General features: G+C 47.3%; 11 protein-coding genes. 9 read left to right on the forward strand and 2 right to left on the reverse strand.

Annotated elements, in window-relative coordinates; genetic code table 11:
- Nucleotides 1-131: 131 nt before the first annotated feature.
- Nucleotides 132-485 (reverse strand): single-stranded DNA-binding protein, encoded by a 354-nt coding sequence (locus tag HMPREF2626_RS00380; protein WP_070616509.1) that lies wholly within the window; start codon nucleotides 483-485, stop codon nucleotides 132-134.
- A gap of 164 nt (nucleotides 486-649) precedes the next feature.
- On the opposite strand from HMPREF2626_RS00380, the gene HMPREF2626_RS00385 reads away from it, so the two are divergent.
- The 3 genes from HMPREF2626_RS00385 to HMPREF2626_RS00395 are packed head-to-tail and all read left to right on the forward strand — an operon-like array spanning nucleotide 650 to nucleotide 3,999.
- Nucleotides 650-1,393 carry a response regulator transcription factor gene (locus HMPREF2626_RS00385; protein WP_070616511.1) on the forward strand — a complete coding sequence of 248 codons (744 nt, stop codon included), beginning with the start codon at nucleotides 650-652 and terminating at the stop codon, nucleotides 1,391-1,393.
- 1 nt (nucleotide 1,394) lies between these two features.
- The gene (locus HMPREF2626_RS00390) at nucleotides 1,395-2,834 is read left to right on the forward strand and encodes a sensor histidine kinase (protein WP_083294262.1); all 1,440 of its coding nucleotides are present in this window, start codon (nucleotides 1,395-1,397) and stop codon (nucleotides 2,832-2,834) included.
- Entirely contained in the window at nucleotides 2,812-3,999 is a 1,188-nt protein-coding gene (locus tag HMPREF2626_RS00395; RefSeq protein ID WP_246818907.1) for a class I SAM-dependent rRNA methyltransferase, read from the forward strand. The genes HMPREF2626_RS00390 and HMPREF2626_RS00395 overlap by 23 nt, the downstream gene beginning before the upstream one ends.
- A gap of 51 nt (nucleotides 4,000-4,050) precedes the next feature.
- Here the strand turns inward: HMPREF2626_RS00395 and HMPREF2626_RS00400 are convergent, their stop codons facing one another.
- Nucleotides 4,051-5,319, reverse strand: coding sequence for a BaiN/RdsA family NAD(P)/FAD-dependent oxidoreductase (locus HMPREF2626_RS00400; protein ID WP_070616513.1), 1,269 nt, complete (start codon nucleotides 5,317-5,319; stop codon nucleotides 4,051-4,053).
- A gap of 109 nt (nucleotides 5,320-5,428) precedes the next feature.
- Here HMPREF2626_RS00400 and HMPREF2626_RS00405 point away from each other — a divergent pair, with 109 nt between their 5' ends.
- The 6 genes from HMPREF2626_RS00405 (at nucleotide 5,429) to HMPREF2626_RS00430 (ending at nucleotide 13,065) form a co-directional block, all read left to right on the forward strand.
- Nucleotides 5,429-6,130, forward strand: a complete 702-nt coding sequence (locus HMPREF2626_RS00405) for an ABC transporter ATP-binding protein (protein WP_070616515.1) — start codon at nucleotides 5,429-5,431, stop codon at nucleotides 6,128-6,130.
- An 8-nt stretch (nucleotides 6,131-6,138) separates the two neighbouring features.
- The gene (locus HMPREF2626_RS00410; RefSeq protein WP_070616517.1) at nucleotides 6,139-8,925 is read left to right on the forward strand and encodes an ABC transporter permease; all 2,787 of its coding nucleotides are present in this window, start codon (nucleotides 6,139-6,141) and stop codon (nucleotides 8,923-8,925) included.
- Between the two features lie 204 nt (nucleotides 8,926-9,129).
- Nucleotides 9,130-10,299 (forward strand): ABC transporter substrate-binding protein, encoded by a 1,170-nt coding sequence (locus HMPREF2626_RS00415; RefSeq protein WP_070616519.1) that lies wholly within the window; start codon nucleotides 9,130-9,132, stop codon nucleotides 10,297-10,299.
- 186 nt (nucleotides 10,300-10,485) lie between these two features.
- Entirely contained in the window at nucleotides 10,486-11,304 is an 819-nt protein-coding gene (locus HMPREF2626_RS00420) for a branched-chain amino acid ABC transporter permease (RefSeq protein ID WP_070616657.1), read from the forward strand.
- Between the two features lie 8 nt (nucleotides 11,305-11,312).
- A complete protein-coding gene (locus HMPREF2626_RS00425) occupies nucleotides 11,313-12,299 on the forward strand; it encodes a branched-chain amino acid ABC transporter permease (RefSeq protein ID WP_070616521.1) in 987 nt (328 codons plus the stop codon).
- Nucleotide 12,300: 1 nt separating this feature from the next.
- Complete coding sequence (locus HMPREF2626_RS00430; RefSeq protein ID WP_070616523.1) at nucleotides 12,301-13,065, forward strand: ABC transporter ATP-binding protein; 765 nt, start codon at nucleotides 12,301-12,303, stop codon at nucleotides 13,063-13,065.
- The last annotated feature ends 1 nt before the right edge of the window (nucleotide 13,066 follow it).

Genomic DNA, 13,066 nt, shown 5'->3' on the forward strand with positions numbered 1-13,066 from the left:
TCTGCCTTTGCGAACCCGACTAAGGGTGTGAGCAGAAGTTTCTGTATCCTCGCCTCCTCCATTTGAAAGTATAAAAAAGCAACAGGCTGCCTTTTCGCAGCCTGTTTTTATTAGGGGAGGGATTTTTCTAATTAGTCTTTAGCGACTTGGATAGTCATGACCTTGTCTGCGTCGCTTACTTTTTTACGTAAGAAAGTGACATCGCTGATCACAATTTCAATCGCTGTTTGATTGTGTCCTGCTTTATTCTCATAACGCCGGCTTTGGATCCGACCAACTAGGCCTAGTTCATCACCCTTTTCAAGGTATTTGGCGATTAGGCGGGCGGTACCGTTCCAAGCGACAATAGGAATAAAGTCTGCTTCTTGTTTTTGACTATTGCGTCGGTTAATCGCAATGAGATTATTTAGGACGGCATTGCCATTTGCAAACTCTTTAATTTCAACATCAACGACTAAACGACCGATACAAGCAACTTGATTCATTTATTCTCACCTCCTATTAGATATATAAACGAAAAAAGCTGAAATTCACGAAAGAATTTTAAGATTTTTTACTTCAAAGCTAATTTAAATAGGGTACAATAGTTTTGAAGGCTCACATAGAAAATACTTATTTTTGTGAACGATAAAGAAAGTGGGGACCTTGAATGCGTATACTAATGATTGAAGATGATGCCTCGATTTCTGAAATGCTAGGCATGTACTTTGAACCAGAAGAGGACTGGTCAGCCATTTTTATTGCTGATGGTCAAGAGGGTTGGGAGTATTTTCTTAACCATGAAGAAGAAATTGAAATGATTATTTTAGATTTAAACCTGCCTTCTTTAAATGGCAAGGAAATCTGTAAGCGAATCCGCGCGCGCAATAAGATGGTACCAATTATTATGCTCACAGCTCGTGATTCTGAGAGTGACCAGATCCTAGGTCTGGGTTTAGGGGCGGACGACTATGTCACTAAACCCTTCAGCGCGATTACCTTGATTGCCCGAATGAAGGCCCTCTACCGCCGCTATCAGGAAGAACAGGACCAGTTAGCGGCTGTTGACCAGGACCAAGATAAGGGAGCAAAGCAGGACCAAGACCATATTGTGTCCACCCAATCGATTCGGATTAATACTAAGACCCGGGAAGCTTATTATAATGACCAAGAAATTAAGAATTTAACGCCTAAAGAATTTGATATCTTAGCCCTTCTTGCTTCTCATCCTAAACAAGTCTTTACCCGAGAAAACCTGCTCAGCAGCCTCTGGGAAGAGCCCTTTTACGGGGATGAGCGAACGGTTGATGCCCATATTAAGAAGCTCCGCCATAAGATGGAAGCTCTAGGGCCCCAGGTGATCCAGACTGTCTGGGGTGTCGGTTACAAGTTCGACGAGACTGAGGGGGATTAGTTTGCGTTACTTTTACCAACTCTTGTTAGCTTTTATTGTTGTGATTTTGTTTACCCTATCCGGCTTGTCCTATGTCATGATCCGTATCCCGGAAGAACGTTTTCAAAATCAAACGGCCCAACAATTGGATTCAATGGCCGATTATTTTGAAGAAACATCAGTCAACCCGGATTACTTAGCAGACAAGCAAGAGCTCTTAGAGAGCACGGGCATTAAGGTTTTTCTCTATGACCAAGATGCCCAGCTCGTCTATCCTAAGACGGAAGGCCAGGGAACAGAGCCTGTCTCTAACTATCTCGACCAACAAGATTTGGCCAGTTTAAAGAGCGGGACACGTCAGCCCATGCGTGCCTTTGATATGGGCTTTTCTAAGGAAGATGGGGATGCCTTAGCCACTTTTGTGCCCCGTTTCGACGGCGATCGCTACCAGGGCTTTGTGGCTATTGGCAAGAATAACTTTGAATTTGGCCACCGCCTCTTAGGCAAGCGCATGGATACTCTTGTTGCGGCTCTCTTAGTGGGTGGGGCTGCTTTAGTCATTGCCCTGGGGATTTCTTACTTCTTGAACCAGCGGATTGGCCGCATCCGCCAGGCAACTAAGGAAGTAGCGGATGGTAATTATGCTGTCCGCTTGCCCCAAGACTATGATGATGAAATTGGTGACCTCAGCCGGGACTTTAACCGGATGGCGGCGTCTCTTGAAGGTTCGATTGAGGAGATTAACCGCCAGGAAAATATTCGCCGGCAATTTATGTTAGACGTGGCGCACGAAATGCGGACGCCACTAACCACCATGAACGGCCTCTTAGAAGGCTTGCGCTATGGCCTAATCCCAGAAAAACATTTCGACCGAAGTATCGAACTGGTCCACAATGAGACCCAGCGTTTAACGCGGCTCGTTAACCAAAACCTGGACTATGAAAAGATCCGCTCGCAGGAAATTTTCCTTATGCCGATGACCTTCAAGCTGCGGCAAATGCTGGAAGACCTGGCCCTTCAACTGGATGAGGCAGCTAAGTCCAAGGAAGACCAAATTCTGATCGATTGTTCGGATGAGACAGAAGTTTATGCGGACTGGGACCGGCTCCGGCAAATCCTCTTTAATATTACTCAAAATGCGATCCAATTCACGGACCAAGGCCATGTTAAGCTGCAAGCCCGCGAGACGAGTGAAGCGACAGAAATTCAAATTATCGATACGGGGATTGGGATGACGGAAGAGGAATTAGCCAATATTTGGGAACGCTTCTACAAGGCAGATGAATCACGTAAGTCATCGGCCTATGGGGAGTCAGGACTCGGTTTGGCTATTGTTCATGAACTGATCCATGCCCATGGTGCCCAGGTGGAGGTTGAGAGTAGGCCTGGCCAAGGGACCCGTTTTATCCTGACTTTTCCTAAAGCAAAGGAGGAAGATTGTGACAATCAAGATGACCGTTAAATTAAAACAAGAAGCAGCTCAAGCCCTGCGCCAGGGGAGGCCTCTCTTGCAGGCAGATGATTTTATGGAGGAAGTCTTCTTTAATGAAGGTGACCAGGTTTATTTGACCGATTCCAAGGGAGACTTTCTCGCTATGGCTTACTTGGCTAAGCAGAATAAGGGCTTGGGTTGGGTCTATAGTTACCAAAGAGACCAGGTTCTCGCCCCGTCCTTTTTCAAGCAAATTTTTAGCCGAGCCAAGGCTAAACGTCAAGACCTATTCGATGATGAGCTAACAACAGCCTTTCGTTTCTTTAATGGGGAAGGCGATGGCTTGGGTGGGCTAAGTGTCGATGTCTATGGGGACTACCTACTGATTCAATGGTATTCGTTAGGTATTTATGCCTATCGGGCAAGCATCGTTGAAGCCCTTAAGGAAGTCCTGCCAGCTTGTCGGGGGATTGTGGGGAAGAACCGCTTCCAAAGTCAGGATCACTTAGCCAGTGAATGGTTGGCTGGAGAGGAAGCGCCTGAGCATTTTACAGTCCTGGAGGAGGGTCGTCGCTATGTGGTTCGACTTAATGACCATTGGATGACGGGGATTTTCTTGGACCAACGCGAGGTGAGAACCTATCTTCAGAGCGAACTAGCAGTAGGTCGCCGAGTCCTCAACACCTTCTCCTATACCGGCGCCTTCTCAGTGGCAGCAGCTCTAGCTGGGGCCAGCCAAACCTGCAGTGTCGACCTAGCCAACCGCAGTCGTGACTTGACAGAAGAACAATTTGCGGCTAATGGTATCCCCTTAGCCGACCAGGAAATTTACGTCATGGATACCTTCGATTACTATAAGTATGCCCGGCGCCATGACAAGTTTTATGACTTGATCATTATGGACCCGCCGAGCTTTGCCCGGAATAAGAAAAAAGTTTTCAAAGTGAACAAAGACTATCCTAAATTAGTGGCGGAGGCTTTAGGAATCCTATCCAGTCAGGGGGACTTGGTTTGCAGCACCAATGCTTCCAATTATAGCCTGGCTGCTTTTAAATCTGATATTGAAAAGGGCGCTAAGAAAGCCCAGCGCTCTTTACGTCTTATTCAAGAATTTAAATTGCCCGGGGATTTCCCTGTGCCAGCTCACAGTCCGGAAAGTGATTATTTGAAGGTATTGATTTACCGGGCCGACTAAAAAACAGCACCGCTTGAACGTTCGAGTTTAGGCGGTGCTGTCTTTATTTGATTAGGCCATGCTGAAGGCTTGGTAGGCGGCGCTTTCGCCGGCTGCGTGGCCTGTGACGAAGGCGGCGGTGATATTATACCCGCCTGTGTAGCCGTTGAGGTCGAGAAGTTCGCCGCAGATAAAGACTTGGGGATGGAACTTGCTCTGCATAGAGTAGGGGTCGACCTCATCTAGCGTGAGCCCGCCTCCTGTGACGAAGGCTTTATCGATCGATAAGCTGCCATCGACTTCAAAGCTAAAGCCCTTGAGCTCATGGACTAAGGCGGCCCACTGCTTCTTGGATAGGTCTTGGCAGGGGGTCAGGGCAGGGACCTTGGCTCTCTGGCAGAGAAACTCGGCATAACGCTCGGGGACGACTTCTTTGAGGACATTGCGGATAGCCTTGGCCTTATAGTCCGCTTGGAGGTCAGCATAGGCTTGGATGAGCTCTTCCTTACTGCGGCCAGGTAGGACATCGAGTTTCATATGGACAGTTTTTTGCTGGCCTTGGCGGAGTAAGTTTTGAACGAACATGGAACAGCGCAGGACGGCTGGCCCACTGACCCCAAAATGGGTAAAGATCATATCCATTTTATGGCTAACGACTGGCTTTTCTTGGGCATCTAGGACGGTCAGCTTGACATCGCGCAGGGAGAGGCCATGGAGCCTTTTCTTCTTGATAAAGGGATCTGAAGAGGTTAGGGGAACTTCGGTGGGATAGATAGCTTGGATGGTGTGGCCCAGACCTTCTAAGATAGGGTAGGCATCTCCTGTCGATCCTGTTCGCGGGTGGGCCCGGCCCCCCATAGCTAAAACCACTGTTCGCCCCTGAAATTGCCGCTGGTCTTCTAAGTGGACCGTCACTTCATCGCCTTGGATCTCTAGCTCTTTCAATTTGGCCTGGCAGATAATGTCCACTTTTAGATGCTTCAATTCATCTATAAAAGTCTGCAGGATAGTCTTGGCTGAGTCTGAGACAGGGAACATGCGGCCGTGGTCTTCTTCTTTAAGGGCGACGCCACGCTCTTCGAAGAAGGCCATAATATCGCTGTTATCGAAACGCGAGAAGGCACTGTAGAGAAACTTGCCATTGCCTGGAATATGGTCGATAATATAGCGGGCGGGACGTTTATTGGTGACATTACACCGGGTCCCTCCAGTGAGCAAGAGCTTTTTGCCTAGGTTGGGATTTTTTTCTAAGAGGAGGACTTGGGCACCAACTTGAGCTGCGGCACAAGCTGCCATGAGACCGCTAGTCCCTCCACCAATGACAATCACGTCGTAAATCATAAAGAACTCCTTAAATTTATTTATTTTAATTGCTTTTATTTTCAGCTAGTTTTTTCTATTGATATACTAACAAAGTAACATATTGTATGAAGAAAGGGAATGGTCAACTATGGCATATATCGAATTCAAAGATGTCGTTAAATCCTATGGTGAAGGCCGGTCCCAGGTGAAGGCAAATGACCATATGAGCTTTGAAATTGAAGCGGGAGAATTTGTCGTCATTCTGGGACCATCAGGAGCTGGTAAATCGACAACCTTAAATATTCTAGGGGGAATGGACAAGCCCACATCGGGTGAAATCTGGGTAGATGGCCAGGAAATTGGCCAGTTTAACGACCGGCAATTGACTAAGTTTCGTCGGGATAATGTTGGTTTTGTCTTCCAATTCTATAATCTCATTCCCAACCTGACCGCCCGGGAAAACATTGAATTAAGTGAGCAGATTGCCCAACAAGCCATTGCTGCTGATCAGGCTTTGGCAGCAGTAGGCTTAACGGACCGGCAGAATAACTTTCCTGCCCAATTGTCTGGGGGCGAGCAGCAGCGGGTTTCCATAGCTCGAGCCCTAGCCAAAAATCCTAAGCTCCTTCTCTGCGACGAGCCGACAGGGGCCTTGGATAATGAAACAGGTCAGCAAGTCCTCGCCCTCTTACAGAAGCAGTCTCGTGAAGAGGAGACAACAGTCATCGTGATTACCCATAACCGTGCCATTGCCCCGATGGCTGACCGTGTTATTGAGATCAAGAACGGCCAGGTGGCAGATAGCTATCTACAAACAGAGCCCAAGACCGTTGCAGAGATTGAATGGTAGGGGTGGCTATGAAGAGAACAGCTTTATGGAAAGATAGTTTACGCGAGATTAAAAATAGTTTTTCTCGCTTCATTGCCTTACTGGGAATTATCTTCTTAGGGGCAGGCTTTTTTGTAGGGATCCGAGCAGCAGCTCCAAATATGCGTCAGACCGCTAATCTTTACTTCCAAGACCAGCACTTACAGGACCTGAGCCTGCAAGCTGACTGGGGACTTACAGATGAAGATATTGACCGGGTGGATGACTTGGAAGGCATCCAGGCCTATCCCTACCGCAGTGTCGACCGAGAAGAAAAAAAACAAGAGACTCTTTTACGCTTCTTGCCGAACTTTAACCAGATGGGCGAGGTTAACCAGTACAAGTTACGGTCTGGCCGTCTCCCTGAAAATAAGGATGAAGTGGCTCTGGATGCCCGCTTAGCTGAAGAAGGGGGCTTCAACTATCAAATCGGGGATGAAATCGAACTAGCTGATCCTGACCAGGAAGGCGATGACCAAGCCCCAGGCCTAGCCTCCAACCGCTTCAAGGTGGTGGGCTTTGTGACCTCACCGATGTATATTGACCAGAGTGCCCGGGGGAATAGCCCTATCGGCAAGGGAACTATCGATGGCTTTGCGGTCGTTCAGCCCGAGGTCTTTACCGGGGACTTGTACAGCCAGCTGGCCTTCAAAGTCGATGGCCTAGAAGATTATCCAGCTTATAGCGACGCTTATGAAGAAAAAGTTGACCAGGCTAAGGCGGATATCGAAGCGGCCTTGGATGGTCGGCCAGAGGAACGCTATCAAGAACAACAAAAAGATTTAGACGAAGATATCCAAGCGGCGGAGGAGGACTTGAAACCAGGCCAAGAAGCTATTCAAAAGGCCAAGGATCAGGTTGAGGCGCAGAAGGAAAGTTTGCAGAGTCAAGAAGACCAATTGAAGCAAGTGACTGCTGGCCTAGGAGAAGGAGCTGCTAACTTACCTCAATTCGCCCAAGCTAGAGAACAATTAGACCAAGGCAAGGAAGCCCTTAAGCAAGCCGAAGAGGATATCCAAGCTAAAGAAAAAGACTTAGCAGAAGGCCAGGAAAAACTCAACCAGGCCAAGACTTATAAGGATGAAATGGAGGCTCCTAACTACCAAGTCAATGACCGCAGCCAATTGAGCGGTTACAGTGAGTATGAGGACAATGCAGACCGGATTGCCGCCATTGCCCGGGTCTTTCCAGTCATCTTTTTCCTAGTGGCTGCCTTGGTGAGCTTCACAACTATGACGCGGATGGTCGATGAACAGCGAATCCAATTGGGGACGCTCAAGGCTTTAGGCTACCGGTCTTCCGAAATCGCCATTAAGTTTCTTTTATATGCTGGACTGGCTAGCGTCATTGGGACCTTGTTGGGAGTGGCAGTGGGCAATTATCTCTTGCCCAATATTATTGTCAACGCCTACGGGATGCTCTACGATTTAGGTCAGGAAGTCTACTATGGCTTCTACTGGAAGGACTTCCTCCTTGCCCTCAGCATCTCCCTCCTGACAACCGTTGGACCGGCCTGGTTGGTGACCCGCAATTCGCTAACCGAACCAGCGGCCGTTCTGATGCGGCCTAAGCCCCCTAAAGAAGGCCAGCGGATTCTCTTGGAACGTTGGACCTGCTTCTGGCAAAAACTTAGCTTCAATAATAAGATCAGCTTGCGTAACCTCTTCCGCTACAAGGGCCGTAATGCCATGACCCTGATTGGGGTGGCTGGGTCAACTGCCCTCCTGCTGACGGGCTTTGGGATATCGGACTCCATATCTGGCTTGGCTGATCGTCAATTCATCGATCTCGAGCATGCCCAAGCTATTGTTCAATATCAGCCTAAGTTGTCAGAAGAAGAAGTGGCTGACTTGAATGAGACCGTCCACCAGCACGACCAGGTGGCAGATGCCCTACCTCTCTATACGGCTAGCTACCAAACAACAGACGACCGGGTCAACCAACAGACCGTTTCCCTCCATGCTTTGGACCCTGATTCTAACTACCAGGACTTCTATGCTCTCGCAGATGTGGCGACAGGGGACAGAATGCCCCTGCCTGAAGATGGGGTTCTTATCAACCACAAACTAGCTAAACTTCTGGATATCAAAGCAGGTGATTCTATCAGCTTGGAAGATCCTGATGGTCAAGTGGTGGACTTGCCAGTTAAGGGGGTCTTTGAAAGCTACATCATGCACGATGTCTTTATGAGCCAGTCGGTCTACGAAGATTTAATCGGTAGCCTGCCTAGTCAAAACCAGGTGGAAATAAAATTAAAGGATAATGCGCCTGAGAAGAAGGGCCAGGTCATCGATGATTTGATGGCAGAAGAGGGGATTGTCACGGTCGTTAACATTGACCAATTCCGGAATATGTTCAATGAAACCTTGGAAACTTTGAATCTAGTGACCCTGGTCTTGATTATCGCGGCAGCTATCCTCGCTTTTATTGTGCTCTATAGCCTGACCAATATTAATGTCTCGGAACGGATCCGAGAATTATCAACTATCAAGGTACTGGGCGCCTATCCATTCGAGGTCACCCTCTATATCTATCGGGAAACCCTCTTGTTGACAGTGGGAGGTATCCTAGCCGGACTTGCTATGGGACAAATTTTGACCACTTATATCTTACAGACAGTCGAAGTGGATATCATGATCTTCCCGGCACAAATCCAAGGCTTATCCTATCTTTATGCCAGCCTTCTAACCTTAATCTTCTCACTTATCGTTATGGCAATCATGCACCATAAATTGAAGCAGGTAGATATGGTTGAAGCCCTCAAAGGGGTGGAATAAGATTTAATTATCCGTCACCGATACTAATAAGTAGATAAATAGAAAAGCAGCACCAGCGGCTGCTTTTTTATTTTTAATAGAAACATTCTATTAAAAAGATAAGAAAGATGATAAAATTCTGATTGATTTCTTAAAAAAAGCTTGACTTAATTGTCTGAAAATTCTAAACTATATCTCATAGCAAAAACACAAGGAGGTTCAGGCATGTCAATCAAGAAATTTATTTTAATAATGATGAGCGCCCTGACGTTGGGAGCCTGCTCCACTCGAGCAACCCAACCAGCTAGTGGGGAGCAAGAAGAATACGACACCATTAAAATTGGAGGAAATCTGGAATTATCAGGTGGGGTGTCGGCCTACGGGATTGTTCAAAATAACGCCATTAAACTAGCCGTCGATGAGAAGAACGCTCAAGGTGGGGTTAACGGCAAACAAATCGAATATGAAGAGTATGACAATAAGTCTGCTCCAGAAGAAGTGACCACGGGGGCTGCTCGCTTGGTTGACTTAGAAGATGTTGCTGTCCTCTTAGGGCCGGCAACGACGGGGAGTGTTGAGGCTCAGATTCCAATTGCCCTGCAGAGCCAAACCCCAATGATTACCCCGACTGCGACGGGGGATACCATCACCCTAGATAACGAAGACAAGACCCTGCCAGAAGTCTTCCGGACCTGCTTTCAAGACTCTTTCCAAGGGGCCGCCTTAGGAGCCTTCGCCAACCAAAAAGGCTTCCAAAAAGCAGCAATTATTAAAGATAATGGCTCAGATTATGGCCAAAACTTAGCCGATGAATTCAAAAATACCTATAAGGGTGAAATTGTAGCGGATGAAAGTTATGTGACCAAGGAGACGGACTTTAGCGCCATCTTGACCAATGTGAAGCGCCAGAATGCGGATGTGATCTTCGTGGCAGGTTATTATGAAGAAGCGGGTCCCTTGATTAAGCAAGCCCGGGAAATGGGCATTCAAGCTGCAATCCTAGGGCCTGATGGTTTTGGTAATGAAGAAATTGTAAACTTGGCTGGTAAGAAGAATTTTACCGATATTTACTATGCAGCCCACTTTGTTGCCGACGAGAATTCACCCCAGCGGACCAAGGACTTCATGAATAATTACAAGGCCAAATACGGGACAGAGCCTGATATGTTCGCGGCTCTCGCTTACGATGCCGCTTACCTTGCCTTTGACGCCATGGAGCGTGCCGGTTCAGACAAGCGGGAAGATGTGCGTCAAGCTCTGGAAGAAACCAAAGATTTTGAAGGGATTACTGGGACCTTCTCAATTGACGACAAGCATAATACAGTGAAGACAGCCTTTATCCTAGAGGCTAAGGATGGAAAGGTCGTTGATTCAACAGCGATTGATCCAGAATAAGACAAGTTCATGAGACCAAGTGGACAGGACACCAAAGAGAGACGCGTGCTTTCCAGGTGAACTGTCTTCTCTCTTTGATAGTGAGTGGTCGTAAACTGATCAGTTATAAAAGGAGGACGGATCAAAGTGGCTAATTTCTTTCAACAATTAATTAATGGGGTATCGCTCGGGAGCATCTACGCCCTGATGGCTTTGGGCTATACCATGGTATACGGCATTATTGGGCTAATTAACTTTGCCCACGGGGATATTTATATGGTGGGGGCTTTCGTTGGCTTTAGTTTGGTAACACAGACAGGTCTCGGAGTTTTGCCAAGTATCTTAATTGCCATGATTTTTACAGCAATTTTGGGGATGATTGTCGAACGTCTGGCTTATAAGCCCCTGCGTGGTCAAGCTCGGATTTCAGCCTTGATCACAGCAATCGGTGTTTCTTATCTCTTACAGAATGTCATGATTTATTTGGTGGGGCCTGAAGTTCGGGCTTTCCCGACTAACTTGCCCAACTACAGTTTACAGATTGGCTCTGTCGCCGTGAGTACTCAACAGCTTTTAATTTTAATCGTTACTATTATCCTGATGGCAGGCCTCCAATTTACCGTTCAAAAAACCAAAATGGGCCAGGCGATGCGGGCGGTTTCCGTTGATGAGACAGCTGCCCGTTTGATGGGGATTAATGTCGACCATGTGATTTCCTTTACCTTCGCCTTGGGTTCTGCCTTGGCTGGTGCTGGTGGGGTCTTAGTTGGGATTTACTACAACTCTATTTCACCGCTGATGGGGCTTACCCCAGGGATCAAGGCCTTCGTTGCGGCGGTGCTTGGTGGGATCGGCTCGATTCCAGGTGCCATGGTAGGCGGCCTTTTGATCGGCTGTATTGAAACCATGGTCTCCATGATCGGCTTGTCAACCTGGAAGGATGCCGTAGTTTATGGCGTATTAATTGTTATCTTACTGATGAAACCAACCGGAATCTTCGGTAAGACAGTTAAAGAGAAAGTGTAGGTGGTTTTATGAGAACGAACAGTTGGGCTAAAAATTTCTTTACTAAGTCGAGTCTGTCATGGATAGGTCTTATTGTTGGGGTCTTTGCCTTTATCTTAGCCTCTTATTGGACGGGACAAGTCACTGCCTTTACACAGAATATCCTGATGAAGATTGGTATTAATATTATTCTTGCGGTGGGACTGAACTTGATTGTCGGCTATGCTGGTCAGTTCTCCTTGGGACACGCCGGATTTATGGCAATCGGGGCTTACAGTGCCGCCCTAGTTTCCAAGGCTATCCCAGGTGTCCAAGGGATGTTCCTAGGCATGGGCCTAGGCCTCGTGATTACTTTTGTCCTCGCCCTAGTGGTTGGGATTCCCACCCTGCGCTTGCGTGGGGACTACCTGGCTATTGCTACTTTGGGGATTGCGGAAATTATCCGGATTACCATTATGAACCTCGAGATTACTAATGGGGCAGCCGGGATTGCTGGGATCCCACAAAATGTTAACTGGATCACCCTCTATGTCTTTGTTGTCATTACGACTTTGATTATTGTGAACTTTATCCACTCCAGTCCAGGGCGGGCAATGATTGCCGTCCGTGAAGATGAGATTGCCGCGGAATCAGTTGGCCTACAGACGACCCGCTATAAGACCATTGCCTTTGTCTTAGGGGCTTTGACTGCAAGTATTGCTGGGACTCTCTATGCTTCTTACTTTGGCGTGATTACACCGGGCCAATTTACCTTCCAAAAATCTATTGATATCTTAATTATTGTTGTTTTCGGGGGAATTGGTTCGATCACGGGGAGCTTCGCGGCTGCCATTCTCTTAGAGCTACTGAACGTTATCCTAGCGCCTTACGGTCAGTTGCGGATGATTGTTTATTCCCTAGCCATTATTGCCATTATGATCTTTAAACCATCTGGCCTGATGGGAGAATTTGAACTGCGTTTTTCACCTTTCTTTAAACAGAAGAAACAATATTCTAAATTGAAAAAGGAGGATTAAGATGACTTTGCTAAAAGTAAATCAATTGACCAAAACATTTGGTGGTCTGACGGCTGTCTCCGACGTCAATTTAGAAATCGAGAGTAATGAACTAATTGGTTTGATCGGTCCAAACGGGGCTGGGAAGACCACACTCTTTAACCTGATTACTGGGGTTTACGAACCGACCAGCGGCAATATTGAATTGGCTGGCCAAGATATCTCCGGAGCGAAACCTGAGAAGATTAACCAGGCAGGTATCGGCCGGACCTTCCAGAATATTCGACTCTTTGCTAATCTAACGGTTTTAGAGAATGTATTGATTGCCCTCCATACAGAACATGGGGCTGGCTTCTTAACTAGTGTCTTGCGTTTACCCGCTTACTACCGGAATCGCAACCAGCTCTACCGCCGGGCCATCGAACTGCTCGAAGTCTTTAACCTAGAAGATCTAGCTAATGAGAAGGCTAAGAACCTCGCTTATGGGCAGCAGCGGCGTTTGGAAATTGTGCGGGCCTTGGCAACTGAACCGAAGTTACTCTTCCTGGATGAACCAGCTGCCGGGATGAATCCGCGTGAAACGGCAGAATTAACCGAATTAATCCACCGCATCAAGGATGAATTGGGGATTACAGTAGTCTTGATTGAGCATGACATGTCCTTGGTTATGAATATTTGCGAACGTATCTATGTTCTAGAATACGGTAAGGTGATTGCAGAAGGGAACCCAGAAGAAATTCAATCGGATGACCGCGTGATTAAAGCATACCTAGGAGGTGTCGATTAAA

Source organism: Aerococcus sp. HMSC062A02 (genome assembly GCF_001809535.1).
In the GTDB taxonomy this organism is placed as follows: domain Bacteria; phylum Bacillota; class Bacilli; order Lactobacillales; family Aerococcaceae; genus Aerococcus.